Genomic DNA, 26,136 nt, shown 5'->3' with positions numbered 1-26,136 from the left:
TAACCAGCTATGCTCTGGCCAAACAACAGGAGGAAATCCGATGCCCGCCGCCGACTTCGTCGTCCGCGCCATTGTCGCCGATGCCAGCAAGCGCGCCGCCTTCGTCACATTGAAGCGTTCGCGCGAGACGCTGGTGCTGGCGCAGGAATTTGCGAAGTAGGACGCGCTCCCGTCGCCTTTGCAATGAACCTGAACGCGCGATTCAGCAGCAGTTCATGTCGCGAGCCCGACACTTCCTTTGCATCACTTGATCGACCAAGCGGAGGACATGTCATGGAGCGCCGGAGTTTTTTGAAGCTAGCTTTGAGTGTCGCGGCCGGTGCCGCCACGTTCACGGCCGCCGCACAGGCGGCGCCATTGGCGCCCCAAATGCTCGGTGATCCCCGCATGCCGCAAGGCAATCCGGACGCTCATCCTGCCGTCACCAGCAGCGAGGAAGCAGCCCAACTCAAGCCGGAGCAGGTGCGCTGGGGCCACGGCCACTGGCATCACCGGCACTGGGGCTGGCGCCATCGTCATTGGGGCTGGCGCCGTCGCTGGCACCGCCGCCACTGGCGTCGCTGGTAACGCCGCGCCTGGACTGAAAAAGGGGATCGCGATTGCGATCCCTTTTTTGCTATGGGCGAATTGCTATGGGCCAAGCCTCTCAACAAAAAAGGCCGCGCAGCTTTCGCCGCGCGGCCATTTCGCAAGTGCGAGAGATCAGAATGGGCGGCAGCGACCGGCGTACCAGCGGAAGCCATAGGGGCACACGCGCGGACGCACGACGACGACCGGCGGAGCGACCACGACCGGGCCGGGAGCCACGACGACCGGACCGCGCATCGGACGGCAGCCGCCATAGGGACCGCGGTACCAGCCTGGGCCGCAACCACCGGCGGCACTGGCCGCCTCGCTGAAGCCGACGACCGCGCTGGCGAGCATCACGGCGGCAAACAGATATTTCATTTGATCTTCCTTCTCGTCCTTCGGGGCAAGTTTATGGGGGTAGATTGTAGGGTTTGCGCGCTTGTGGCGCACAATGAATCAAAAGGTACGATTCGACATGTTAATTTTTGCGACATGTCGGCACGGCGCGATCCAAACCTGCCAATCATGACCTGAATGCGGCATGAATATTCGCTGCGTACGGCCTTGCGCGACATGAATGGCGCTAGCTAGCGGCCGAGAAAGCCCAGCACCAACTCCCGGTACTTCTCCGGCGCCTCCAGGAAGACGAGGTGGCCCGTGTCCGGAATGACTTCAGCCCGCGCGTTCGGCATCTTCGCCGCGAACGCTTTTGCCAGCTCGGCGTTCTGCCCCATCTTCGGCCGCAGCGCCTCCGGTGCGTTGGGCCGGCCCGGTGCGTTGTGGTCATCGGCGCCCATGATGAACAGCGTCGGCTCGGTAATCAGCGGAATCTCGTGCGCGACCGGCTCGCGATAGATCATCTGGCCCGAAGAGACGAAGGCGCGCAGCCAGCGCGGATAATCCGGGCTGCCCTTGATATTGAAGCGGGCGTCGATGAACGGCGTGATCGCATCGCCCGGCAGCTTGATCGCGTAATTGGTCTGGAGCTGTTTTCGATAGCCGTCGGCGGTAAGCTTGTCCTCGGTCTCGATCATCTTCTCGGTCGGCGTCGGCGGCACGTAGAGGCGGTAGTCTTCCAGCCCGATCGGCGCGGTCAGCACCAGATGGGCGACGCGATCAGGATAGGCGCGGGCGATGCGCACGCCCAGCATGCCGCCGAGCGAATGGGCGACGACATCTGCCTTGTTGATCTCCAAGTGATCGAGCAGCGCAATGGTGTTGCGCGCCAGCGTGTCGAAATGCAGCTCGCCCACAGGCTTGGATGATTTGCCGAAGCCGACCTGGTCCGGCACCACGACGCGATAACCGGCGTCGTTGAGCATGTTGATGACAGGCGCCCAATAGCTCGACGGAAAATTGCGCCCGTGCAGCAACACCACGGTGCGGCCGTTCGGCTGCGCCGGCGCTACGTCCATATAGGCCATGCTGAGCTGCTCGCCGTCATTGACGACCGGAAGCAGGTGCACGGGATAGGGATAGGCAAAGCCTTCGAGCGCGATGCCGTAGGGCTCGCGTTGAGGCGTGTCGGCCGCGCGGGCGGCGAGTGGGAAAACGAGCAGGGTGGCGGCGAGGGCGGCCGGGAGGATGCGGATCATGGAGGTCTCTGACGGTCACGAAATGACCATCCGCATAAGCGCGTGCATGGCCGGGTCAAGCCCGGCCATCATGAGAGTGGAAGCTCACACGCAATTGTGTGCGTGGTCACTCCTTCTCGCCGCCGAACAGCGCCGCAAACTGCTTCTCGCCGGTGCGGGTGAAATTCACCACGCGACTGCCGGGCGTGGCGTCGCGCGCGGCCCATTTCAGCTCGGCGAAACGCTGCATGATCGCGGCACCTAGTGTGCCGGCGAGATGGTGACGCCGCTCGCTCCAGTCGAGGCAGGCCTTGCACACCGGGCGGCGCGGATGGCTGAGCATATCGGTCGAGATCTGCAAATTCTTGGCGAGGAAGCGCTCGCCCTCGGCGGTCAGCTCGATCTCCTGCTTCTTCTGCTTGACCAGGTTTCGCGTGCGCAGGCTATCTAGCATCTGCACGCCGAGATCGCCGGCCAAATGGTCGTAGCAGATCCGTGCGCGCCGCAGCGCCGGATCCTTCGGCCCGGTGCGCACCCGCATGTGCCCGGTGCGCGCCGCAAGGCCGGCAAGGCCTTCGAGCACGCCGGCGACGTCGTCGTCGGTGAGGCGGTAGTAACGGTGGCGGCCCTGCTTCTCCGGCTCGACCAGCCTGCCGGCCTCGAGCTTTGAAAGATGCGAGCTCGCGGTCTGCGGCGTGATGCCGGCCTCCTGCGCGAGCTCGCTTGCGGTGAGCGCGCGGCCGTTCATCAGCGCCGTGAGCATGTTGGCGCGGGCGGGATCGCCGACCAGCGCGGCGACCATGGCGATGTCGGGGCCTGATTTCATGCTTCGATGATAGCCGAAGCATTGCGGTCGGGCAAGGGCGTAGCTTTTCACCAACTCGTCATTGCGAGGCGCGCAGCGACGAAGCAATCCAGACTGTCCCTGCAGAGGGATTCCTGGATTGCTTCGCTGCGCTCGCAATGACGGAGGAAACATCAGGAGAGCCCCACATGTCCGTCACCGTCTTCATCCGCTACCAGCTCGATCCGTTCAAGCGCGCGCAGTTCGAGGAGTACTCGAAACGCTGGCTCACCATCATCCCGAAATGCGGCGGCGACCTGATCGGCTACTTCATGCCGCATGAGGGCACCAACAATATCGCGTTCGCGCTGATCAGCTTCGAGAGTCTCGCAGCTTATGAGGCCTATCGTGCGCGGCTGCGGCAGGATGCCGATGGCATGGCGAACTTCCATTTTGCCGAGGACAACAAATTCATCCTCGCGGAAGAGCGCACCTTCCTGCGCAAGGTGGTAGTGTAGGCCATCAACGATAAGGAGCCGCCCATGATCGCCGTGATCTTCGAAGTCTGGCCCAAGCCGGAACATCGCCAGGACTACTTCGACCTCGCGGCCGATCTGAAGCCGATCCTGCAAACCATCGACGGTTTCATCTCGGTCGAGCGCTTCGAGAGCCTGACCGAGCAGGGCAAGGTCCTGTCGCTGTCGTTCTGGCGGGATGAAGCTGCCGTGCAAGCCTGGCGCAACACGATGGAGCACCGGCGCACGCAGGCCAAGGGAAGAGCGCAGATTTTTGCCGACTATCATCTGCGCATTGCCAGCGTCATCCGCGACTACGGCATGAATGATCGCGCGCAGGCGCCAAAGGACAGCCGCGCCGTGCACGACGCGCACTAGCGCTCGTGGGCGCGTGTGCCTATCTCTGCGCGGCCAACAAGGGAGAGAAACATGCATGTGACAACTGCTGACAAGCGCGCGAATTTCAGGAAGATGCACGAGAGCGGCTGCTTCATCCTGCCCAATCCGGTCGATGTCGGCGGCGCCAAGGCATTGCAGCATCTCGGTTTCAAGGCAATCGCGTCGTCGAGCGCAGGCTTTGCCTGGACCATCGGCAAGGCCGACAACCGCGTCAACGTCGAGGACGTCTGTCAACATCTGGCGGCATTGAGTTCCTCGGTCGACATTCCCGTGAATGCGGATTTCGAGGGCGGTTTTGCGGTCGAGCCGGACAAGGTCGCGGACAATGTCGCGCGCGGCGTGCGCGCCGGTGTCGCGGGCCTGTCGATCGAGGATTCCACCGGCGACAAGGACAAGCCGATCTATGATCGCGCACTTGCGATCGAGCGTATCAAGGCTTCGCGCAAGGCAATCGGCGACAGCGGCACGCTGCTGGTCGGCCGTTGCGAAGCGTTCTTATGGGGCGTGACCGATCTCAAGCTCGTCATCGATCGGCTCACGGCCTATGCAGATGCCGGCGCCGACTGTCTTTACGCGCCGGGTCTGAAGACGCGCGAGGACATCGCCGCCGTGGTGAAGGCTGTCGCACCAAAACCTTTCAACCTGCTGATCGGCGGCTCCGGCCTGTCGTTGCAGGAAGCCGAGGATCTCGGCGTCCGGCGCATCAGCGTCGGCGGCTCGCTCGCCCGCGCCGCCTGGGGCGGGTTCATGCGCGCCGCAAAGGAGATGGCGGAGAAGGGGACGTTTGCCGAGCTCGCAACCGGTTATCCCGGCGGCGAGCTGAACAAGATGTTCAGCTAGATAGAAACAAACAGCGGCGGGATGTTGTGTCCCGCCGCTCTTGCGTCCGCTCGACGTCATGCCCGCGAAGGCGGGGCATCCAGTAAGCCGAGGCCTATCGATCAATCGATACCGTCTCGGAGTACCGGATCGCCTGGTCAAGCCGGGCGATGACAGTGGTGCGTTACTTGGCGCCGTCCGACGGTGCCTGAGTATCCGGGGCCGGCTTGCTTGGCGCCGCACCGGTGGTCACGCCCGGCGCAGTGTTGTTGCGCGGGGTCGCGTCACGCATGCCAGGAGGCGCAGCCGGGTTGGTCGGCGGCGCCTGCTGTGCGGTCTGGTTTGCCGGCGCGTTACTCGCCTGGTTACTGGTGCTGGTATTATTCAGCCCGTAGAACACGGCGCCCAGTATCAAGGCGACGGCCACGGCAAACAGGGCAACCTTGCCGCTGGAGGCGGGGCCCTCGCCAAGCTCGGGATCGGCCTGCAGGTCGGCGTCCCGGCGTGCCGCGCGAAGATACTCATCGTCGGCGAAGTTCGGGCGATACGGATCGTTGGGAAAACGGTCGTCAGCCATCGATTGGGTCTCCTCGATTATTGCGGCGAGACAACCCGGAGATGCGAGATTCTGTTCCGCGTCCCTTTATGCTTTCGTCGTATGTTGCCTCGCATCGGGAATCGGGAACCTGTTCATCCGGGAACCCCGACATAGGTTCCACTGCGGGACTGAGGGAACAAAGCGATGTGGAGCCTGCCGCCGAGCGATAGCGTGCTGCATTTCCTCTCCTTGGTCGCGGTCGCCGCGCAGGCCATGACGGCTGCACTCGCGGCTGGCCGCCGCAGCATGGATTGGTTAGGTGTCTGCTTCCTCGGCTGCATCACCGCGCTCGGTGGCGGCACGCTGCGCGATCTCTTTCTCGGGCATTATCCGCTGGCCTGGGTGCAAAACCCGATCTATCTCGCGCTGGCAGGCAGCGCCGCCTTCCTCACCATCCTGTTCGCCCGGCTCGTGCACCGGTTCAAGCTCGCCTTCATCGTGCTCGATGCCATCGGCCTCGTCGTCTTCACCATGACCGGCTGCGACATCGCCTGGCAGATCGATGCTTCGCTGCCGATCGTCATCGTCTCCGGCATGGTGACGGGCTGCGCCGGCGGGGTGTTGCGCGACGTGCTCTGCAATGACGTGCCGCTGCTGTTCCGCTCGGAGCTCTACGCCAGCGTCTCGGTGGTGACGGGGCTGTTCTATGCCACCGCTTTCGGCCTCAATCTCAACGCCGAGCTCTGGACCATTTTGACCTTCGTGCTGGGCATCAGCTTTCGCCTGCTCGCGGTGCGCTACAAATGGGATATGCCGAAATTCGCGTTCACGGGGGATGAGGAGTGAGGCTGACGTCGCCCCTCTCCATCCACGTCGTCATTGCGAGCGCAGCGAAGCAATCCAGACCGCCGCCGCGCAAAGATTCTGGATTGCTTCGCTGCGCTCGCAATGACGGAGGAGAGCTACGGCTGCTGTCCGCGTGCCTTGGCCACTTGTGCGGGCGTCACCAGCGGGCCGGCATTGCCCCAGGAATTGCGGATGTAGTTCGTCACCGCCGCGATCTCGTCGTCGGACAATTGCCTGGCGTAGCCTGGCATCTCGCCGGTGTTCGGCGCCCGCGGCGTTGTCACGGTGTGGGCGCCGTCGAGGATGATGCGCAGGGTGGAGGACGGGTTGATCGATTGCAGCAGCGCGTTGGCCGGCAGCGGCGGGTAGATCCGCGGCGCGCCGGAGCCGTCGGCTTCATGGCAGGCGATGCAGAGTTTCGCGTAGATGGCCTGGCCGGCTTTCATCTCGGCCTCATCCGGCGGCGTCACCTTCGGCTCGCGGCGTACCGGCGGCAGGTCCTTCAGATACGCTGCCATGGCGCGCACATCGGCATCGCTCATCTTCGAGGTCGAATTGACGATCACCTCCGCCATCGGCCCGTCGGCGTGGCTCCTCGCATTGCGGCCGCTCTGCAGATATTCGGTGATGTCGTCCGCACTCCACGATTGCAGGCCGGTGCGGGCGGCGCCATCGAGGCGCGGCGCGTACCAGCCGCCGAGCTCGCTGCCCGCCAGCGCCTGCGCGGTCTTGTCCGCGCCAAAATAGTTCTTCGGCGTGTGGCAGGCGCCGCAATGGCCAAGCCCGGTGACGAGATAGCCGCCCCTGTTCCACACAGCGCTCTTGCTCTGGTCGGGTTCGAACAGGCCGGGTGTGAAGAACAGCAAATTCCAGGCCCGCATCAAGCCGCGATAGCCGAACGGCCAGCGCAGCTCCGGCGGCTTGTTGCGGCTGGCGACCGGCGCGAGGGTGCCGAGATAGGCCCGGATCGCCAGCGTATCGTCCTTGGTCATCCGGGTGAAGTAGGGGTAGGGGAAGGCCGGGTAGTAAAGCGAGCCGTCCGGCGCGATGCCGTAGCGCACGGCGCGGGTGAAATCGGCATCCTGCCAGGCGCCGATCCCGGTGTCGCGGTCCGGCGTCAGGTTCGGCGCATAGATCGCGCCGAAAGGCGTGTCGATGCGCTTGCCGCCCGCAAACGGTTTGGCGGGATCGGCGGTATGACAGCCGGCGCAGTTGCCGGCCTCGACCAATGTCTTGCCGTAGGCGATCAGCTCGGGCGATGGCTCAGCGGCAACGGCTGCACCCGCAACCGCACTGCACAAGACCAGGCCAACCAGAATCCTCCGCATCGTCGACCCTTCTTGCTGCGACTCATCAGCCCATTCGCATCATACGGGCGGCACGTCGTTTCGCGACGCCGGGCCATGGTGACACAAACTGAAAATCGCCATGCCTTTCCGGCCACGAAATTGCGTTTTTTTCCCGTCGCCGCCGAAGGCCCAGATTTGTGATGCGCCGCGTCAAATATCCGACATAGAGTGGCGGCGGTGGTCGGCGCGCCCTAGCTAAAAACGACGGGCAGGCAACGGCTTAATGAGCAAGGCCTGAGCAGGGCGGCAAAGAGGACAACATGGGCATCAACCAGGGTCCGATCAGTCTCGATCAAAAATACACCCAGGACACCGGCCATATCTTCACGACGGGCATCCAGGCGCTGGTCCGCCTGCCCATGGCCCAGATCCGCCGCGACCGTGCCGCTGGCCTCAACACCGCGGGCTTCATCTCCGGCTACCGCGGCTCGCCGCTCGGCGGCTACGACCAGCAGCTCGTCGCGGCGCGAAAGCATCTCGAGCAGTACAACATCAAGTTCCAGCCCGGCGTGAACGAAGATCTGGCGGCGACCGCCGTCTGGGGCTCGCAGCAGCTCAACCTCTCGCCCGGCGCCAAATACGACGGTGTCGTCGGTATCTGGTACGGCAAGGGCCCCGGCGTCGATCGCAGCGGCGACGTGTTTCGCCACGGCAACGCGGCCGGCTCCGCCAAGAACGGCGGCGTGCTGTGCCTCGCCGGCGACGACCACGGCGCAAAATCCTCCACCGTCCCGCATCAGTCCGACCACGCCTTCATCTCGGCGCTGATGCCGTATCTCTATCCCTCGAGCATCCACGAGATGATCGAGATGGGCCTGCTTGGTATCGCGATGTCGCGCTATTCGGGGTGCTGGGTCGGCATGAAGGTGATCACCGAGACGGTGGAGACCACCGCCGAGATCGACCTCACCGACGAGATGAAGCCTTTCATCATCCCACCCGATTTCGAGCTGCCGCCCGGCGGGCTCAATCTGCGCTGGCCCGACGACCGTTTCGAGCAGGACCGGCGCCTGCAGGATTACAAGGGCTTTGCCGCGATCGCCTTTGCGCGCGCCAACAAGGTCAACCGCGTCACCATGGATTCGCCGAACGCCCGCTTCGGCATCATGGCCTCGGGCAAGAGCTACGAGGACGTCCGCCAGGCGCTGCGCGAGCTCGGGATTACCGAGCAGGTCGCCGCCAGGATCGGTCTTCGCCTCTACAAGATCGGCATGCCCTGGCCGCTGGAGCCGGAAGGCGTGCGGCAATTCGCGGTCGGGCTCGAGGAGATCTTCATCGTCGAGGAACGGCGCGAGATCGTCGAGAACCAGGTCAAGCAGGAGCTGTTCAACTGGCGCGATGACGTCCGTCCGCGCATCGTCGGCAAGATGGACGAGCACGACAAGCGCTTCCTGACCTTCTCGGCCGAGCTCAGCGTCGCCTCGCTTGCGACCTCGCTCACCGAACGTCTCCTTCGACTTAATCTCAATCCTGAAATCGCGGAGATGCTCCGCGCCAAGGCTGACTGGTTCAATGGCCGCCAGGCCACCCAGATGCAGGCGACAGCGCCTGTCTCCCGCACTCCCTACTTCTGCTCCGGCTGTCCCCACAACACATCGACGAAAGTCCCCGAAGGCAGCCGCGCGCTGGCCGGCATCGGCTGCCACTTCATGGCGCTGTGGATGGACCGCTCGACCGAGACCTTTACGCATATGGGCGGCGAGGGCGTGCCGTGGGTCGGCATCGCGCCCTTCACCAACGAGAACCACATTTTCGCCAACCTCGGCGACGGCACCTATTTCCACTCGGGCCTTCTCGCCATCCGGCAGGCGGTCGCCTCCAAGACCAACATCACCTACAAGATCCTCTATAACGACGCCGTCGCCATGACCGGCGGCCAGCGTCATGACGGCGATCTCTCGCCGCAGCAGATCACCTTCCAGCTCCATGCCGAGGGCATTCGCGAGATCTATCTGGTCTCGGAAGCGCCCGACACTTATCCGGCCGACACCATCGCACCCGGCGTGAAGAAGTATCACCGCGACGAGCTCGACAACGTCATGAAGATGTGCCGGGACTACAAAGGCACCTCGGCCATCGTCTTCGTGCAGACCTGCGCCGCCGAGAAGCGCCGCCGCCGCAAGCGCGGCCTGATGGAGGATCCGGCGCGCCGCGTCATGATCAACCCGGCCGTGTGCGAGGGCTGCGGCGACTGCTCGGTGCAGTCGAACTGTATCTCGGTCGAGCCGCTGGAGACCGAGTTCGGCCGCAAGCGCGCCATCAACCAGTCGTCCTGCAACAAGGACTATTCATGCCTCAAGGGGTTCTGCCCGTCCTTCGTCACCATCGATGGCGGCGCGCCGCGCCACCGCGCGCCGGCCGAGCTCGCTGACATCGGCGCGCTGCCGGAGCCGGCCTCGCGCCCGACGCTCGACAAGCCCTACAACATCGCGGTCGGCGGCGTTGGCGGCACCGGCGTGCTCACCATCGGCGCACTGCTCGGCATGGCCGCGCATATCGAGGGCAAGGCCTCGATGATCCTCGACATGTCCGGCCTCGCACAGAAGGGCGGCGCGGTGCTCAGCCACGTCCGCCTCTCGGATCATCCGGCGGAAGTGACGTGCTCGCGCATCGTCACCGGCACCGCCGACGTCGTGCTCGCCGCCGACGAGGTGGTCGCGGTCGCCAAGGACACGATCTCGCTCTGCGACACCACCCGCACCCGCGGAATCATCAACAGCCACGTCATCCCGACTGCCGATTTCGTCCTCAACCGCGACTTCAACTTCCAGACCCGCAAGCTGAACGGACTTTTGGAAACGGCGCTACACAAGGACTCCGTCTTCTTCGACTTCACCAAGCCGGCCGAGCAGCTGCTGGGTGACAGCATCGCCACCAACATGATGATGATGGGCTTTGCCTATCAGAAGGGCCTGCTGCCGCTGTCGGCGGAGGCGATCGAGCAGGCGATCGAGGTCAACGGCGTCTCGATCAAGATGAACAAGGAAGCCTTCCGCCTCGGCCGCCTTGCGGTCGCGGACCCCGCGCGCCTCGCCGAGATGCTGAAGGGAACGGACGAGGTGGTCGCGCCCAAGACGCTGGATGCCATGACGCTGGACGAGGTCATCGCGCACCGCGCCAAGCATCTCGCCGCCTATCAGAACGGCCGCCTGGCCAAACGCTATCGCAAGTTGGTCGATCAGGTCAGCGACGCCGCCAAGCAGGGCGGCTACGACGAGGCGCTGCCGCGTGCGGTCGCGATCAACTACGCAAAGCTGCTCGCCTACAAGGACGAGTACGAGGTCGCGCGGCTCTTCACCGATGGCGCCTTCGAAAAACAGCTCCGCGACCAGTTCGAGGGCGACTTCAAGTTCAGCTTCAACCTGGCCCCGCCGATCCTCAGCCGCGGCGTCGATGCGCTCGGCCGCCCGAAGAAGCGTGCCTTCGGCCCGTGGATGCTGAAGGCATTCCGCGTGCTGGCAAAATTCAAGTTCCTGCGCGGCACGGCACTCGACATCTTCGGCCGCAGCGCCGACCGCAAGCTCGAGCGCGATTTGATCACAGGCTACGAGAAGGACGTCGCCACCGTGCTCGGCCTGCTGTCGCCGCTCACGATCGACACCGCGGTCGAGCTGTTGTCACTGCCGGACCGCATCCGCGGCTACGGTCCGGTGAAGGAGAAGGCGGTGGCGGACGCCAAGGCCCGCTACGCCCAGCTCGCCGCGGATTTGGCGAGCCCGCCGCCGGCGCCGAGGCAGATCGCGGCGGAGTAGGGGCTTCGTAGGGTGGGCAAAGGCGCAAAGCGCCGTGCCCACCATCTCACCAACATTGCGGTCTGAAGAGGTGGGCACCTTCGCTTTGCCCACCCTACGATTTCCTGTTTGAAATCAACCACCGTTCTACGGTGCATGGGGTTGTTTTCGACCAATATGGTTGTTCCGATAAAAAGAAAATCGCTTGTGCCGTCGGGCAAAACACCTTTAGGGTTTTGACTGTGGTGTCCGTCATTGCGAGCGCAGCTCCGCGCCCGTTGCCACCTCACTTGCGCCAACCCGCTACCCTCTCGCCCGACGGAATATTTCCGCGCTTGCCAATCCGCCCAGTGCGGTTCAGAAAAACGAAGCAACAAGAAACGCGAGCGGAGACCTCTGTTTTGACCATTAAGGGCAAGGCCTACATTGCCGGGATCTACGAACACCCGACCCGGCATGCGCCGGACAAATCCACTGCCCAGCTTCACGCCGAGGTCGCGAAGGGCGCGATCGAGGATGCCGGGCTCAGTAAGGACGATGTCGACGGCTATTTCTGCGCGGGCGACGCGCCCGGCGGTGCCTGGCCGATGGTCGATTATCTCGGCCTCAACACCAAGAAGCTGCGCCACGTCGACTCGACCGAGACCGGCGGTTGTTCCTACATCATCCATCTCGGCCACGCGGCTGAGGCGATCGCGGCGGGCAAGTGCTCGATCGCGCTGATCACGCTCGCCGGCAAGCCGCGCACCGGCGCGATGCCGCCGCGCGCGGCCGGCGCGGAAGCCGATTTCGAGTCCGCTTACGGCGCGACCACGCACAATGCCTATGGCATGTGTGCCATGCGCCATATGCACGACTATGGCACCACCTCGGAGCAGCTCGCCTGGATCAAGGTCGCGGCCTCGCATCATGCGCAATACAATCCGCATGCGATGCTCAAGGACGTCGTCACCGTCGAGGACGTGCTGAACTCGCCGCTGATCTCCGATCCCCTGCATCGCATGGATTGCTGCGTCGTCTCCGACGGCGGCGGCGCGCTGATCGTGACGACGCCCGAGATCGCCAGGAGCCTGAAGAAGCCGCTGGTCAAGCTGATCGGTCATGGCGAGGCGATGAAGGGTCCGCGCGGCGGCAAGGATCTCGATCTCACCTACTCCGCCGGCATCTGGTCCGGCCCGCGCGCGTTCGAGGAAGCCGGCATCACGCCGAAGGACATCAAATACGCTTCCATCTACGACAGCTTCACCATCACCGTGCTGATGCAGCTCGAGGACCTCGGCTTCTGCAAGAAGGGCGAGGGCGGCAAGTTCGTCGCCGACGGCAACCTGATCTCGGGCGTCGGCAAGCTGCCGTTCAACACCGACGGCGGCGGCCTCTGCAGCAACCATCCCGTCAACCGCGGCGGCATGACCAAGATCATCGAGGCCGTCCGGCAGCTGCGCGGCGAGGCGCATCCGAAAGTGCAGGTCAAGAATTGCGATCTCGCCATCGCCCACGGCACCGGCGGCCTTTTGGGCGTTCGCCACGCCGCCTCGACGGCCATTCTGGAGCGCGTGTGATGGTAGATGCAAAAAAATATCCGGCCCCGGTCACGAACCCCGAGACGGCGGCGTTCTGGGACGCGGCCAGCCGCGGCAAGTTCATGATCAAGCGCTGCACGGCCTGCGGCGAAGCGCATTACTTCCCGCGCTCGATCTGCCCGTTCTGCTATTCCGACAAGACGGTGTGGGAAGAGGCCTCGGGCGAAGGCACGATCTACACCTGGAGCCTGATGCGGAAGTCGCCGACCGGTCCGTATGCGATCGGTTACGTCACGCTGAAGGAGGGCCCGTCGGTGCAGACAAATTTTGTCGACTGCGATCTTGAGAAGCTGAAGATCGGCCAGAAGGTGAAGGTGGTGTTCAAGCCGACCGACGGCGCCCCGCTGCCGTTCTTCACGCCGGCCCAGCTAGCACGGTCCTCATCCTGAGGAGCTTGCGAAGCAAGCGTCTCGAAGGATGGCCACGACAAAGAAGCGTTTCGGGCATCCTCATGGTTCGAGACGGCGCAAGAGCGCCTCCTCACCATGAGGATGAGAAACCACCGGGAGGAAACCAACAAAATGTCCGCCAGATACGAAGAACTCAAAGGCCTGAAAAACATCGGCCAGAAATATGTCTACAGCGATCGCGAAGTCATGCTCTACGCCTACGGCATCGGGCTCGGCGCTGATCCCATGGACGAGAACGAGCTCGCCTTCGTCAACGAAGGCACGTTGACGCCGCGGCCGCTCAAGGTGGTGCCGACCTTCGCCTCCGTCGCCGCGTGGGGCTCGGGCCCGGGTGAGATGAATCTCAACCGCGTCATGGTCGTGGACGGCGAGCGCGACATCACCTTCCACCAGCCGCTGCCGGTCGCCGCCAACATCACCGCCGATTCCTCCGTGGTCGAGGTCTACGACAAGGGCAAGGATAAGGGCGTCGTCATCAGCCACCAGACCGTGCTGAAGAACGAGAAGGGCGAGAAGCTCGCCACGCTGGTTGCCTCGCGCTTCGCGCGCGGCGATGGCGGCTTCGGCGGTCCGAACCTGACCCAGCCCGATCCGCACAGGATCCCCTCGCGCGCGCCCGACAAGACCATCGACATCGTCACGCGCCCCGACCAGGCGCTGATCTATCGCCTCTGCGGCGACCGCAATCCGCTACATTCTGATCCGGAGTTTGCGAAGAAGGCCGGCTTCCCGCGTCCGATCCTGCACGGCATGTGCACCTACGGCATCACCTGCCGCGGCGTGCTGCAGACCTATGCCGACTACGACGCCAGCGCGTTCCGCCAGCACGTCGCGCGGTTCTCCTCGCCGGTCTATCCCGGCGAGACCGTGACCATGGAGCTCTGGAAGGACGGCAACACGATCTCGTTCGAAGCCAAGGTGAAGTCGCGTGGCGTCACCGTGATCAAGAACGGCAAGACGGTCTTAGGTTAGGGGGACTCTCATGCCCCGGACGCAGCGCAGCGCTCCTTCAGCGGTGCGCTGCTGAGCCGGGGCCCAGAGCCGCCCAAGGAAGAACTGGGTCCCGGCGCTGCGAAACAGCGTTTCACGCTGCATCGCGTCCGGGACACAAAACAACAAAAGCAGGGAGAAGCCACCATGGGACTACTCGACGGCAAGGTTGCGCTGATCACCGGCGCGGGCGGGGGGCTCGGTGAAGCCTATGCAAAGCTGTTCGCGCGGGAAGGGGCCTCTGTCGTCGTCAACGACCTCGGCGGGCCCCGCGACGGCTCCGGCGCCGACAAGTCGATGGCGCAGCTTGTGGTGGACACGATCAAGGCGGCAGGCGGCAAGGCGGTCGCGAATGGTGCCGACATCTCGACCATTGAAGGCGGCCAGTCGGTGTTCGACGACGCCATCAAGCACTTCGGCCGCGCCGACATCCTCGTCAACAATGCCGGCATCTTGCGCGACCAGACCTTTGCCAAGGCTAGCGAGTCCGACTGGGACAAGGTCATCAAGGTGCATCTGAAGGGCACCTTCTGTTGCACCATGCCGGTGTTTCGCTGGATGCGGGAGAACGGCGGCGGGGTCATCGTCAACACCTCCTCGACCTCGGGATTGATCGGTAATTTCGGCCAGAGCAATTACGGCGCGGCCAAGGGCGGCATCTGGGGCCTGTCCAATGTGCTGGCGATCGAGGGCCGGAAGTACAACATCCGGGTCTGGACGCTGGCCCCGGGCGCGCTGACCCGCATGACCGCAGACCTGCCCCGCTATAAGGAGAACCCCGGCGCGGCGCTGGGGCCGGACGGCATCGCGCCGGCCGTGCTATACATGGTCAGCGATTTGTCGGGCGACCAGACCGGCAAGGTGCTGGGCGTGTCCGGGCCCCGCGGCGTGCGCGAAATGCGGATGATGGAAATGGAAGGCTGGAAACCGCCGCACTCGGGCTGGAACGCCCAGGACATCGCCGATCATGCCAAGGAGATCTTCTTCTCCGAGGAGCAGATCAAGATGGGTGCGCGGCGGTTTTAGCCACACTGTCATTCCGGGCCTGTCCCTTCGGGCCATCCCGGAATGACGAATAGAGAGAGACAAGGTAAGACGATGAAACTCACCGCCGACGCCAAGGGCACCTTCGCAATCGCGCCGACGCCGTTCCACGATGACGGAAGGATCGACGAGCGCTCGATCGACCGCCTGACCGATTTCTACGAGGAGGTCGGCTGCGACGGCGTCACGGTGCTGGGCATCCTCGGTGAGGCGCCGAAGCTCGATGCGGCCGAAGCCGAGCAGGTGGCGGTGCGCTTCGTCAAGCGCGCCAAGACAATGCAGGTGATTGTCGGCGTCTCCGCGCCGGGCTTTGCCACCATGCGCGCGCTGGCGAAGGCCTCGATGGACGCGGGCGCCGCCGGCGTCATGATCGCGCCGCCGCCCTCGCTCCGCACCGACGACCAGATCATCGGCTATTACAAGCAGGCGGCCGAGGCGATCGGTCCCGACGTGCCCTGGGTGCTCCAGGACTATCCGCTGACCTTGCAGGTGGTGTTCACGCCGGCCGTGATCCGCAAGATCGTCACCGACAATGCGAACTGTGTGATGCTCAAGCACGAGGACTGGCCGGGTCTCGAAAAGATCTCGACCCTGCGCAATTTCCAGAAGGACGGTTCGCTCCGTCCGCTCTCGATCCTCTGCGGCAATGGCGGTCTCTTCTTGGATTTCGAGATGGAGCGCGGCGCCGACGGCGCCATGACCGGCTACGCCTTCCCCGAGCTTCTGATCGACGTCGTGAACCTCTCAAAGGCCGGCAAGCGCGATGCCGCGCATGATCTGTTCGACGCGCATCTGCCGCTGATCCGCTACGAGCAGCAGCCGGGTGCCGGCCTTGCCGTGCGCAAGCACGTGCTGCAGAAGCGCGGCATCATCGCCTCCAGCGCCCAGCGCAAGCCCGGCGCGACCATCACGCCGGCGGCGAAGGCGGAGGTCGACTACCTGCTGTCGCGCGTCGCCCGCGTCGACAAGCGCGCCAATCTCGGCCCGCAATCGAGTGCCGCAGGTTAGTTGAATGCCCGAGACATCAGCATCGCGTCCCGCGTCGACGATCCTTCTGCTGCGCGACGCAGCAAAGGAAGTTGAGGTCTTCATGATGGTCCGCCATCATCAGATCGAGTTCAACTCGGGCGCGCTGGTGTTTCCCGGCGGCAGTGTCGATGCCGGCGACAACGAGATTGTCGCCCGCGCCGACCTTTGTTCGGGCGGCGAGGGCCTGAGCGAATCCGATCGCGGCTTCCGTATCGCCGCGATCCGCGAGACGTTTGAGGAAAGCGGTATCCTGCTGGCGCGGTCGAAGGGCTCGAACACGCCCGTTGATGCCAGGCGCGCCGGCGAGATCGCCGATGCGCATCGCGTCGCGCTCAACGAGCACAAGATCAGTTTCATGAGCATCCTGGCCGACAACGGCCTCCAGCTCGCGCTCGACACGCTCGTGCCCTACGCGCACTGGATCACGCCGGAAGGCATGCCGAAGCGCTTTGACACCTGGTTCTTCCTCGCGGCAGCGCCGCCCGACCAGCTCGGCGCGCATGACGGCCGCGAGTCTACCGACTCGATCTGGGTGTCGGCACGCGAGGCTGTGGAGGGCGGCGAAAGCGGCCGCTTCAAGCTGCCGTTCCCGACCACGCGCAACCTGATCCGGCTTGCCAAGCAAGGCAGCGTGAGCGCCGCGCTAGATCATGCCAAGGGTATGTCGATCGTCACGGTGATGCCGGTAATGACCAAGACCGAGAGCGGCCGCCAGCTCCGCATCCCCCGCGAGGCCGGCTATGACGGCGAAGTGTTCGAGGTCGGCGCGGTCGGCTGACACAGTTCGACGTACGACGAACTATTGCGCCTGTGGCCGCTGTATGTTCCATCCACTGAAAGCTGGACGGAGCGCGCCATGGATAACCGGCAGGACACAAATGTCGCCGTCGAGCTGGCGCTGCTGGTCGCGCTCGCAACGCTGTGGGGCGGGTCCTACACCTTCATCAAGCTTGGCGTCGCCACCATCCCGCCGGTCACGCTGGTCGCCGCGCGCACCACGATCGCAGGCCTGCTGCTGCTCGTCGTCATGTGGGTGAGGGGCATCAGGATTCCCAGGGACGTCGCGACCTGGCAGCGCTTCGCGTTCCAGGCCGTGCTCAACAGCGTCATCCCCTGGACGCTGATCGCTTGGGGCGAGCGCCATGTCGATGCTGCGCTGGCTACCATCCTCAACTCGGCCGGCCCGATCTTCACTTTCCTGCTCACCGCGGTCGTCACCCGCCATGAGGCCACGACCCCGCGAAAACAGTTCGGCGTGGTGGCCGGCATGGCCGGCATCCTGCTGATCGTCGGCGTCGATGCGCTCCACGACATCGGCAGCGGCCTCGTCGCGGAAGCCGCGATCGTTGCCGCCACCATCTGCTACGCTTGCGCTGCGATCTTCGGCCGGAGCTTCAAGAGCCTCGATCCCTTGGCGCCCGCGGCCGGCTCGCTGCTGGCGGGCGCGGCCGTGCTGATCCCGGCCTCGCTCGTGCTCGAAGCGCCCTGGGCACTATCGCCCTCGCTGAGCTCGGTCCTGGCGCTGCTCGCGCTGGCGGTGTTTTCGACCGCAGCGGCGTTCGCCATTTACTTCCGCCTGATCCAGACCCTCGGCTCGGTCGGAACCACCGCCCAGGCCTATCTCCGTGTCCCGATCGGGGTCGCCATCAGCGTCGCCTTCCTGGAGGAAACCCTGAGCCAGACCGCCTGGATTGGCTTGGCCTGCGTCGTCCTCGGCGTTGCCGCCATGACGGTCCCGGCTCGGCGCCCGGCTGTTGTTAAACCATCATGAAAAACAACTGCTTCCCAATGTCGGAGGCATGTTCCCCCGGAGCCGCGATACAGCGTATATTAGGGGTGTATGGAGTCCGGTTCCGCCCCAATGCCCGTCGAAACGCCACCGAATCTGCCGCCGAATCGATCGTTTTCGCTGTCGATCGGTCAGATGACGTTCGGCAGCTTCATTCTGGTGCTGGCGGTAATCATCGTCACCTCGACCGCCAGCGTGATCGCGATCCGGCATATCGACGCCACCTTCGCCGAGCTGCAGCGGCTGCAAAGCGTCGGCGATCTGGCGGAAGACATCGACCGCCGCATGAACGACCTGCGGCTCGCCGCGCGTGACTTCGTCACCGATCCCGGTGCCGGAATCCAGTTCAAGCAGGTGGGCGAGGCCGCCTCGACCCTGAGCGACATCCTCAAGAAGACCCGTATCGATCTTGCCCCTGAACAGCAGGACATGATCGACGGCGTCTCCGAGCGGCTAGCGACTTACCGCAGCGGGCTGGAGCGGATCTCGACCCTGATCGATCGCCGTGCGCAGTTGCTCGCCGGGCTGCCGCCGCTGCGCGATCAGTTCGATGCGGCGGTCTCCGAAAGCGGAGACCGCGATCTCGCCGCCCGCCTGTCGGAGGCGCAGAGCCGGATCGCGCTCGGGCTGCTCGCACGCAACCCGTCCGCGGCCGAACAGGCCGCGCAGGGCATGCTGGCGATGGACATCGCAGATAGCAGGCTGAAGGCGGCCGTGAGCAACTACGCCGATGCCCTCGTCGCGGTCGCTGTCCGCGAACGGCAGATCGCCGATATCGACCGCGAGGTGCTGGGAACCGAGGGCCGGCTGATCGGCCGCGTCACCGAATTGCTCCGTGACGTCAGCGACCGCCGCGGCCACGTGCTGTCGCGCGATTTCGCCCGGACGCTTGCGGAGGCGCGCTGGCAGAGCATCGTGCTCGGCAGCATGGGTGTGTTGATCGGCATCCTCGCCGCGGGCTTCGTGGTGCGCCGGACGGTGCGTCCGCTGGCCCAGATCGCGCGCTCCATTCGTGCCCTTGCGGCGGGCGAGAAGAATACGTCGATCCCGTCGGCCGATCTCAACAACGAGATCGGCGACATCGCACGTGCGGCAGAGGTGTTCCGTCGCGCGTTGGAAGAAGCCGACACCGCACGAGAGGCAGCCGTGCGAGCGCTCACCGAGCAGCGGCTGGCCGAGGAAAGCTATCGCAAACTGTTTGAGGGTTCGGTCGACGGCATCTACGTGACGACGCCGTCCGGCGACCTACTCAACGCCAATCCGGCCCTGGCGCGGATGATGGGCTATGACAGCCCGCAGCACCTGATCGACAGCATCAACGACATCGCCCACACCATCTACGTCGATCCCGAGGCGCGCGTCGAGTATCAGCGGCTGATGCACCGCGACGGCATGGTGCGCGAGTTCGAATATCAGGTGCGCCAGCGCAGCGGCAATGTTCTCTGGCTTTCCGACAGCGCAACCGGGGTGCGGGACGAGCAGGGCAGGATCGTCCGCTACGAGGGCACACTGCGCGACATCACCGACCAGAAGCGGGCGGAAGACGCCATCGCCGAAGGCCGCCGCCTGCTCCAGCAGGTCATCGACACCGTGCCCGCCGTCATCAACGTCAAGGACCGCGACCTGCGTTACGTGCTGATGAACCGCTACATGGCCGGCATCTTCGGCATCGAGCCCGGTGACGCGCTCGGCCGCACCACCGCGGACCTGATGTCGCGCTATGGCGCCGCCAAGACCGACGAGAACGACAAGCGCGTGCTCAGTTTCCGCAAAGGTCTCGGCTTCTACGAGGAGGAGTACAAGGATTCCTCCGGCAACATGCGGCAATGGCTGGTCAACAAGCTACCGCTGCTTGATGCCGAGGGCGAGATCGAGCGGATCGTCACCGTGGCGCTCGACATCGGTGAGCGCAAGCGTGGCGAGCAGGAGATGCGGAAGGCGAAGGACGCCGCCGAGACCGCGCTGCGCAATCTGCGCGAGACCCAGGCCTCGCTGATCGAGGCGGAGAAGCTCGCGGCCCTCGGCCGCCTGGTCGCCGGCGTCGCGCATGAGGTCAACAATCCCGTCGGCATCAGCCTCACGGTTGCCTCTGCGCTGGAACGCAAGACCGCGATCTTCAGCGCCGAAGTCGAGCGCGGCGAGCTTCGCCGCTCGACACTGAACGACTATCTCAACACCAGCCGCGACGCGTCCTCGCAGCTCGTCTCCAATCTCAACCGCGCAGCCGAGCTGATCCAGTCGTTCAAGCAGGTCGCGGCCGACCGCAACTATTCGGACCAGCGCAGCTTCGATCTCGCCGACCTCACCGAGCAGGTGGTGATGAGCCTGCGCCCGGGCCTGCGCAAACAGAACCTGACGCTCAACGTCGAGTGCCAGCCCAACCTCACCATGAACAGCTATCCCGGCCCGTACGGCCAGGTGCTGACGAATCTGTTCCTGAATTCGGTGGCACACGCCTTTCCGGACGGACGTCCGGGGATCATCGACATCCGGGTGCGCGAGTCCGGCAAGGACAATGTCGAGATCATCGTCGCTGACAATGGCTGCGGCATGTCGCTCGACGTGCGTCGCCGCGCCTTCGATCCGTTCTTCACGACGCGGCGCGACCAGGGTGGCACCGGTCTCGGATTGCACATCGTCTACAGCATCGTGACGAACCGACTCGGCGGGCGGCTCGACCTCGATTCCGAGACGGGCGAGGGGACGCGCATCCAGATAATCCTGCCGCGCACAGCACCGCTCGAGCAGGCTGCGGAATAGTCGGCCGGCTAATCGATATCGGCGAGCTTGTGCAGGGTGGCGCCAAAGATCTGGCTGGCCTTTCCGACGAGAGCGGTGCCCGTCATATCACCCCGCGTATCGGTGAAGGTGCCGCTGACGCCGATGCCGACTGCCGTTGGGCCGCCGAACAGAGGATTGTCGTCGCCGCGCGGGGAGGTGTGCCGTTGCACCAGCACCTCGCCCTTGAAGGTGTTGTCCTTCACCTTGTAGCTGCCGGTGTAATAGAGATAGGCATCGCCGCCAAGAATCTGGCCGTCGCGGAAAAGAATCACGCCGCTGCCCTTGCCGACTCGACCGTCGAGCAGGGTCACGTGAATCGAATAGAGGCCGTTCTTCATAACGTCCCGTTGGCCGGCCGCCATCGCCCAATGGCGTAACCAGTGAAGCTTTTATGCCAAAGCGCAACCCCTCGCGCAACGCGGCAGTTTTGCCGGCGGTGGTGTCCCGTGCCGGCACGCGAACCGTAATTGTCCCAGCTTGTGTGTGACGCGGTTATGACGGTCTCATCCTACAGCGAGGCCAGTCGTTGCGAATCAGAGTTGGCCCGCGAAATGCATAACCATCGTTGCACTGGCCGCGGGGTGCTGGAGCAAGACGAACGTGAGCAACTGGATCGATTCCGGCGGCGATGAGCCGCATCTGTACAGTGCGCGTCCCACGAATTGCGAAACACAACGACGGCGGATCGGCCGTCCCACACGGTGGCGAAGCGCGGCAAGTCTTGCTTGCGCGCTGGCGCTGATCGCGCTGGTTGCCCCGATTGGGCACGCACGCGATCGCGGCCAGTTTGTCAACACCAGTACAGAGCTGAAAGCCTGGTTCGACGGCTTGCGCAGCGGCAAGGGGCCATGCTGCTCCGATGCCGACGGCTCCGCGATCTCGGATTCCGATTGGGAGAGCAAGGACGGGCACTACCGTGTCCGCATCCCGCGCCTCGGCTACGTGATCGAGGGCCGGGAGCAAGAGCTCGTCTGGGTCGACGTGCCCGAGGAGGCCGTGATCTCTGAGCCCAATCGGGTCGGACGCACCATGGTCTGGCCGATCTACGGCTACATGGGCGTCACGATCCGCTGCTTTATGCCAGGTAGCATGACTTAGCCGGGCGATAGCGCACCCGGCTTATCCTCGATCTCAGATGCGGCGCTGCGTCAGGTATACTTCTTGTCGCGCTCGAGCAGCTCGATGGAGATGCCTTCGGGGCCGCGGATGAAGCAGATGCGGACGCCGGGCCGGATCGTGGTCGGCTCGCGGGTGAACGCCACGCCCTTGGCCTTGATCTCGGCGGCGACGGCGTCGATGTCCTTCACCGTGAGGCCGAAATGGTCGAGGCCCTGATGGGGGTGCGGGGGCGGCGGGTTGACGGCGCTCTCGCCCTCCAGCGGCGCGATGAAGATCCTTGCGCCGCCCAGGTTCACGTCGATGCGTCCCGGCGCGCGCACGATTTCGCCGCCGAGGATATCGCGCAGCCAGGCCGCGGTCGTTTCCGGATCGGGGCTGCGCAGATGGATGTGATCCCAGGTGACGACGACTGGCATTTCAATTCCTCCCGATAGGGCCTTCGCGGTGTTGCAGCGCATGTTAGCGATCCCGATCGATGATCGCTACCGTGGCTCCTATCCGAGATTCGCGCGGTTGCGGGAACCTTAGTTCGTCTCACGGATTGAGGAAGGAGGCGAGTGACGCACCCATGAACGCAGGGTTTGGCCGGATCGGACGGGGAAGCTTCGCTGGCAATGGCGAGGACCCGCCGCGGCGCCAGCCCCCAACTAGTGTCTGGCTCAAGCGAGGCCTGTTGTGGCTGCTGGCCATGCTCGTGGTTGGCGGTGCCCTCTGGCTGCTGATGCCGCCCTCCGAAGGCGAGCCTACGAAATTGGCGCTGGCAAGCATCGATCCAGCTCCCCCGACAACCGCCTCAGATACCTCCACTGCGGAGGCGGCCGGGCTCGACCGGATGACGATCTCATCGCAGACCTGGCGGCGCGGCGGACTCGGCTCGAAGGCACTTGTTACGTTTACCGTGCGAAATGACAATGAGTATGCCGTAAGAGATGTCGAGATCGTCTGCGCCTTCATGCGGCGCGACGGCAGCCATCTGACCGACCGCAGCCGTGTGCTGGCCGATATTGTCGGCATGAAGAGTCGCAAGACCTTTGCGCGCGTCCCCGTCGGATTCGTCAACGTGAACGCCGATCAGGCGAAGTGCTCGCTGGTGACGGCGCGGCGCGCCTAAAGGGCCCCCACATTCCGCTAGCGGAAAAGTTACCGTCCTTGCCCCTTGGTGGAAAAACTTGGCGTTGCCATTTGAACCGAACGGCTGGGCCTAGGAACCAATTAAAGGATCGCCTGTTAAGGCGGTTAGTCCACGCGGGGATGCGGGGGGCGGAGCGCGGCCAATGCCCATCTTTCGCTATTTCATGTTCGTCGGTGGAGCTCTGCTCGCCCTGTTGTTCGTGGCTGATTTCGTTTGGCCGACGTCGCCGGTTGCGCAGGTCGTTGCGGGTGTAAGCTACGATCAGCCGCTGATCCGGATCCGGTCCGATCGCCATCCGCCCGAACGCGTCGTGCTCGACACCAGCCAGCCGACCGTTGCCGCGCCGGTGACGAAGACGGCTGCCGTCGCGGCACCTCAGCCGACCGCGCAGGCGGACGTATTGGCTGACATGTCGGCAAAGACGCGGGTGCGCGAGACCTTTGCTCAGTTTACGCCGAAGGGCGACGTGGCGGCGGCCAGGAAGGTCGACGCCAAGCCGCAGGGTCAGGTGGCTCAGACGACCCAGGCTCAGCAAGTTCAGGTCCCAGCCCAGCGCAAGCGCAAGGTGGCCCGGGCGCGTCCGGCGCCTCAGCGTGGTCAGCCGATGATGCTGGTCGCACAGCAGCCGCATTTCGGTCTTTTCAACACGACCTGGTAACAGCGCGCCTCTGTCCTGCCTCGATAAAGGCGGGGAGGGCTTTTTATTGTTCGACCTCTCTGCTAATTCGTACCGATCCGAGCGTCGCAGATCAGCTGGCCTCCCAGCCTATGTCCGCGACGCTTCGGTTTGTGGCCCAATACGCGGGGTCATCAGGGCGCTCGTAGCTCAGCTGGATAGAGCATCGGATTTCGATTCCGAGGGCCGGAGGTTCGAATCCTTCCGAGCGCGCCATTCAAGCGGTGTCCAGACCGTGCCAGAGCCTTCAGGTCTGACCGATTCTGCAAGTCCTCGCCCTGGGGTTGGCGGCGCATTGCTCGGACCGGCCAACGCGGCTCGAAGGAACGGGTTCCGAAGCGGCCTCACGGGCGAGCCAGGGCAGGCACCGCGCCATGTGGTTGTGATCAGTTGGCCGGAAGACCGGTTTGCCGGGCCCGCGCGAGAGTGTCCGAGGGCGCTTCGTGGAAGGTCGTCCGGTACGCTGCGGCAAACTCGCCGAGGTGATGAAAGCCCTGGGCGCGCGCGCACGAGGCGACCGACGCACCACCGCTCCTGAGAAGCTGCGTGCGGGTAGCCCACAGCCGCTTCAGGCGGATGTATTGATGCAGGCTCATGCCGCGCACTTTGGCCACAGCACCGCCGAGGGTCCGGATCGAGACGCCGAACTCACCAGCAAGCTCGGCGGTATAGATCGGGGAGGTCGGATAGGCAGCGACGTAATCGTCGATCCGCTGCACGAGCCTGGCAGATCGCGCGCCCGCATTCGGGGCGCTACGCTCCGACAGCGGATTCGTTCGAAACAGGTCATCGAAGGCGAGCAGCAGCCCCTCCTGGAGATGGGCGGCGGCTTCCGTGGTCTCGAACATCTGCGGCGCGACCGATGCGGTCCTGAGGATGTCTTGCACTAGCTGCCGCGCGTAGAGATGAGCGGCGGGGTCTGCGATGCGAAGCCGCAATGCGTCGGCTCGATCGAACCATCCGCGATCCCTGAGCGTGGGCGAGAACATGATGAGCGCATGATGATTGATCTGGGGCTCGACGAAGTGGCAGTCATGGTAGCCACGCAGGGCAATGAAGAAGCGCGAGTCGATATCCATTCCGCTTGAGCTGGCGCGCAGATCATCGCTCATCGGCAGGATCACCATGCCGCCCGGCGCGCGGTAGGCGGTGTCAAGGATACGCGCAAACGATCTCGCGACGATAATCCTGCATGCCGGCAAGTTCACGATTGCCCGCGCGGCTGCGAAATTGGCGACGTCGAGCGGAATGCTGCGGGCGTCTTCCAGCGACTCAGCCGGTCGAAACGCGTCGACGTCGGTAAACCGGGTCAGCTGGAGCGCGGAGGAGGGGGCGAGAGCGTCGAAGAACATGCGTCTGGCCGGATGCTGCAATGTGACAATAAAATGAACGTTGGTACATGGCCATCAATGGCGAAACACGACGATTCAGTAAACAGGATTCAGTGCCGTAATATTGCGGACATCATGCCACGAGGAGCTCTCAGACCGATGTCACCGTCAACGGTCTCGGCTCATCGGCTGACCGGTGGTGAGGTCTTTTCGCAAAAGCGAAGGGGCCCCGAGGGCCCCTTCAATCTTACCAGCGGCGATAGCGGGGGCCATAATAACGCGGTCCGTAATAGCGGGGACCGTAATAGCGCGGCGGCCCATAATATCCGGGGCCGTAGCCGTAGACGTTCGGCTGCCACCAGCAGCGCCCCCAGGCGTTGCAGACCATGCGGACCTGCTCGACGTCGGAGACCTGCGGCGTCGCAGGTGCAGGCGCAACGGGCATGGCCGATGCCGTCGGCGATGCCGCGATGGCACCGAACAGGGACGCGGCGACGAGGCCGATCTTCAGCTTCATGATGTCTTTCTCCACTTACGCAATACAGAATATCGAAGTTGTTCTGATCAAATTGTGGCAGAACCGAAATGTAATACTGATGAAAGGCGAGCGGCGCGCTCCGGACGATCGATGCCACGCGCTCCGGGAGCGAGGTCGGCAAGGACCCGTCAAGCTGCTGGTCTATGAAATCGAGAAGCAGGTGCTGCTGTCGAGGGGCCCTCGGTTAGACAGCCCGCCGCAAGACGCCGCCGCGGCTCCCCTCAGTAGCAGGGGTGCCGCCGGCCATCCTGGCCGACATAGGCGGCCGCGCTCTGATAGCAGTGGTTGGTCGACGGGCCATCGTAAAAGGCGAAGGTGCCGGGGGTGATACCCGGCCCGTAATTGTGCAGATAGCTGATCTGGTAGGGCAGTGGGTTGGCGTAATAGCGATGGTACCGGTGGTGTCCTCGTGCCTCCGCAAGACCAGGGGCTAGGATTGCGGCCGACAGGGCAGCAACCGCGGCTAGAAGCTTCAACTTGCTCATCTCGATTCTCCGGAACCCGCGCGACTAAGTCTGCCATCTATAGCCATTTCGGGCCGCCGGGGCACCCGTCCCAGGCCCGGAAATCGGGGCAAATCCAGCAGATTCCC

Annotated in this window: 27 protein-coding genes and 1 tRNA gene; 18 read left to right on the top strand and 10 right to left on the bottom strand. The window is 64.4% G+C overall.

The annotated features are described in order from the left end of the window. Positions 1-273: 273 nt before the first annotated feature. Positions 274-567: a twin-arginine translocation signal domain-containing protein gene (locus ABID59_RS13710; RefSeq protein WP_148750435.1), complete on the top strand. Its 294-nt coding sequence runs from the start codon at positions 274-276 to the stop codon at positions 565-567. 135 nt (positions 568-702) lie between these two features. Here ABID59_RS13710 and ABID59_RS13705 read toward each other — a convergent pair whose 3' ends face one another. From ABID59_RS13705 to ABID59_RS13695, 3 genes are all read right to left on the bottom strand, one after another. Further along, a complete protein-coding gene (locus ABID59_RS13705) occupies positions 703-948 on the bottom strand; it encodes a GCG_CRPN prefix-to-repeats domain-containing protein (protein WP_128966804.1) in 246 nt (81 codons plus the stop codon). A 209-nt stretch (positions 949-1,157) separates the two neighbouring features. Continuing rightward, positions 1,158-2,165 (bottom strand): alpha/beta fold hydrolase, encoded by a 1,008-nt coding sequence (locus ABID59_RS13700; RefSeq protein ID WP_354083734.1) that lies wholly within the window; start codon positions 2,163-2,165, stop codon positions 1,158-1,160. Between the two features lie 106 nt (positions 2,166-2,271). After that, positions 2,272-2,970: an ArsR/SmtB family transcription factor gene (locus tag ABID59_RS13695; RefSeq protein WP_187434741.1), complete on the bottom strand. Its 699-nt coding sequence runs from the start codon at positions 2,968-2,970 to the stop codon at positions 2,272-2,274. Positions 2,971-3,137: 167 nt separating this feature from the next. On the opposite strand from ABID59_RS13695, the gene ABID59_RS13690 reads away from it, so the two are divergent. From ABID59_RS13690 to ABID59_RS13680, 3 genes are read left to right on the top strand one after another with little or no spacing between them, the layout of a single operon-like run. After that, positions 3,138-3,446: an NIPSNAP family protein gene (locus ABID59_RS13690; protein WP_209959875.1), complete on the top strand. Its 309-nt coding sequence runs from the start codon at positions 3,138-3,140 to the stop codon at positions 3,444-3,446. Between the two features lie 24 nt (positions 3,447-3,470). Beyond that, entirely contained in the window at positions 3,471-3,821 is a 351-nt protein-coding gene (locus ABID59_RS13685) for an antibiotic biosynthesis monooxygenase family protein (protein ID WP_148750371.1), read from the top strand. A 51-nt stretch (positions 3,822-3,872) separates the two neighbouring features. Beyond that, positions 3,873-4,682, top strand: coding sequence for an isocitrate lyase/PEP mutase family protein (locus tag ABID59_RS13680; RefSeq protein ID WP_354083733.1), 810 nt, complete (start codon positions 3,873-3,875; stop codon positions 4,680-4,682). Between the two features lie 163 nt (positions 4,683-4,845). Here the strand turns inward: ABID59_RS13680 and ABID59_RS13675 are convergent, their stop codons facing one another. Next, a complete protein-coding gene (locus ABID59_RS13675) occupies positions 4,846-5,238 on the bottom strand; it encodes a hypothetical protein (protein WP_148750373.1) in 393 nt (130 codons plus the stop codon). Positions 5,239-5,403: 165 nt separating this feature from the next. On the opposite strand from ABID59_RS13675, the gene ABID59_RS13670 reads away from it, so the two are divergent. Next, positions 5,404-6,045 (top strand): trimeric intracellular cation channel family protein, encoded by a 642-nt coding sequence (locus tag ABID59_RS13670; protein WP_354083732.1) that lies wholly within the window; start codon positions 5,404-5,406, stop codon positions 6,043-6,045. Positions 6,046-6,161: 116 nt separating this feature from the next. Here the strand turns inward: ABID59_RS13670 and ABID59_RS13665 are convergent, their stop codons facing one another. Continuing rightward, a complete protein-coding gene (locus ABID59_RS13665) occupies positions 6,162-7,373 on the bottom strand; it encodes a cytochrome c (RefSeq protein WP_354083731.1) in 1,212 nt (403 codons plus the stop codon). A gap of 281 nt (positions 7,374-7,654) precedes the next feature. Between ABID59_RS13665 and ABID59_RS13660 the strand changes: the two genes are divergently transcribed. From ABID59_RS13660 to ABID59_RS13620, 9 genes are all read left to right on the top strand, one after another. Next, on the top strand, positions 7,655-11,146 hold the full coding sequence (locus tag ABID59_RS13660; protein WP_354083730.1) for an indolepyruvate ferredoxin oxidoreductase family protein: 3,492 nt from the start codon (positions 7,655-7,657) through the stop codon (positions 11,144-11,146). 380 nt (positions 11,147-11,526) lie between these two features. Further along, positions 11,527-12,684, top strand: a complete 1,158-nt coding sequence (locus tag ABID59_RS13655) for a thiolase family protein (RefSeq protein WP_354083729.1) — start codon at positions 11,527-11,529, stop codon at positions 12,682-12,684. Then, on the top strand, positions 12,684-13,094 hold the full coding sequence (locus ABID59_RS13650) for a Zn-ribbon domain-containing OB-fold protein (RefSeq protein ID WP_354083728.1): 411 nt from the start codon (positions 12,684-12,686) through the stop codon (positions 13,092-13,094). Before ABID59_RS13655 ends, ABID59_RS13650 begins: the two co-directional genes overlap by 1 nt. Positions 13,095-13,226: 132 nt before the next feature. Then, a complete protein-coding gene (locus ABID59_RS13645; protein WP_354083727.1) occupies positions 13,227-14,087 on the top strand; it encodes a MaoC family dehydratase in 861 nt (286 codons plus the stop codon). A 165-nt stretch (positions 14,088-14,252) separates the two neighbouring features. Beyond that, the gene (locus ABID59_RS13640; protein ID WP_354083726.1) at positions 14,253-15,131 is read left to right on the top strand and encodes an SDR family oxidoreductase; all 879 of its coding nucleotides are present in this window, start codon (positions 14,253-14,255) and stop codon (positions 15,129-15,131) included. 72 nt (positions 15,132-15,203) lie between these two features. Beyond that, on the top strand, positions 15,204-16,157 hold the full coding sequence (locus tag ABID59_RS13635) for a dihydrodipicolinate synthase family protein (protein WP_354083725.1): 954 nt from the start codon (positions 15,204-15,206) through the stop codon (positions 16,155-16,157). A gap of 4 nt (positions 16,158-16,161) precedes the next feature. After that, positions 16,162-16,956 carry an NUDIX hydrolase gene (locus ABID59_RS13630; RefSeq protein ID WP_354083724.1) on the top strand — a complete coding sequence of 265 codons (795 nt, stop codon included), beginning with the start codon at positions 16,162-16,164 and terminating at the stop codon, positions 16,954-16,956. Positions 16,957-17,034: 78 nt separating this feature from the next. Beyond that, positions 17,035-17,949, top strand: coding sequence for a DMT family transporter (locus tag ABID59_RS13625; RefSeq protein WP_354083723.1), 915 nt, complete (start codon positions 17,035-17,037; stop codon positions 17,947-17,949). A 90-nt stretch (positions 17,950-18,039) separates the two neighbouring features. Then, positions 18,040-20,727: a PAS domain S-box protein gene (locus tag ABID59_RS13620; protein WP_354083722.1), complete on the top strand. Its 2,688-nt coding sequence runs from the start codon at positions 18,040-18,042 to the stop codon at positions 20,725-20,727. Positions 20,728-20,735: 8 nt separating this feature from the next. Here ABID59_RS13620 and ABID59_RS13615 read toward each other — a convergent pair whose 3' ends face one another. Then, positions 20,736-21,086 carry a GrlR family regulatory protein gene (locus ABID59_RS13615; RefSeq protein ID WP_354036594.1) on the bottom strand — a complete coding sequence of 117 codons (351 nt, stop codon included), beginning with the start codon at positions 21,084-21,086 and terminating at the stop codon, positions 20,736-20,738. A 262-nt stretch (positions 21,087-21,348) separates the two neighbouring features. Here ABID59_RS13615 and ABID59_RS13610 point away from each other — a divergent pair, with 262 nt between their 5' ends. After that, entirely contained in the window at positions 21,349-21,846 is a 498-nt protein-coding gene (locus tag ABID59_RS13610) for a hypothetical protein (protein WP_148750386.1), read from the top strand. A gap of 50 nt (positions 21,847-21,896) precedes the next feature. Here the strand turns inward: ABID59_RS13610 and ABID59_RS13605 are convergent, their stop codons facing one another. Beyond that, positions 21,897-22,283 (bottom strand): VOC family protein, encoded by a 387-nt coding sequence (locus tag ABID59_RS13605; RefSeq protein WP_148750387.1) that lies wholly within the window; start codon positions 22,281-22,283, stop codon positions 21,897-21,899. A 152-nt stretch (positions 22,284-22,435) separates the two neighbouring features. Here ABID59_RS13605 and ABID59_RS13600 point away from each other — a divergent pair, with 152 nt between their 5' ends. The 3 genes from ABID59_RS13600 (at position 22,436) to ABID59_RS13590 (ending at position 23,891) form a co-directional block, all read left to right on the top strand. Further along, positions 22,436-22,978: a hypothetical protein gene (locus ABID59_RS13600; RefSeq protein ID WP_354083721.1), complete on the top strand. Its 543-nt coding sequence runs from the start codon at positions 22,436-22,438 to the stop codon at positions 22,976-22,978. A 163-nt stretch (positions 22,979-23,141) separates the two neighbouring features. Beyond that, on the top strand, positions 23,142-23,657 hold the full coding sequence (locus tag ABID59_RS13595) for a hypothetical protein (RefSeq protein ID WP_354036591.1): 516 nt from the start codon (positions 23,142-23,144) through the stop codon (positions 23,655-23,657). Positions 23,658-23,814: 157 nt separating this feature from the next. Beyond that, positions 23,815-23,891, top strand: a tRNA-Arg gene (locus ABID59_RS13590). A gap of 170 nt (positions 23,892-24,061) precedes the next feature. Here ABID59_RS13590 and ABID59_RS13585 read toward each other — a convergent pair. The 3 genes from ABID59_RS13585 to ABID59_RS13575 all read right to left on the bottom strand — a co-directional run bounded on the left by ABID59_RS13585 (position 24,062) and on the right by ABID59_RS13575 (position 26,029). Next, entirely contained in the window at positions 24,062-25,027 is a 966-nt protein-coding gene (locus ABID59_RS13585) for an AraC family transcriptional regulator (RefSeq protein WP_354084052.1), read from the bottom strand. 226 nt (positions 25,028-25,253) lie between these two features. After that, on the bottom strand, positions 25,254-25,523 hold the full coding sequence (locus ABID59_RS13580; RefSeq protein WP_354036588.1) for a hypothetical protein: 270 nt from the start codon (positions 25,521-25,523) through the stop codon (positions 25,254-25,256). Positions 25,524-25,765: 242 nt separating this feature from the next. Then, positions 25,766-26,029, bottom strand: coding sequence for a hypothetical protein (locus ABID59_RS13575; RefSeq protein WP_354036586.1), 264 nt, complete (start codon positions 26,027-26,029; stop codon positions 25,766-25,768). Positions 26,030-26,136: the final 107 nt, after the last annotated feature.

The sequence above is a fragment of the Bradyrhizobium sp. S3.3.6 genome (genome assembly GCF_040546905.1).
GTDB classification, from domain to species: Bacteria; Pseudomonadota; Alphaproteobacteria; order Rhizobiales; family Xanthobacteraceae; genus Bradyrhizobium; species Bradyrhizobium cytisi.
This window is presented reverse-complemented; position numbering and strand designations above follow the sequence as displayed.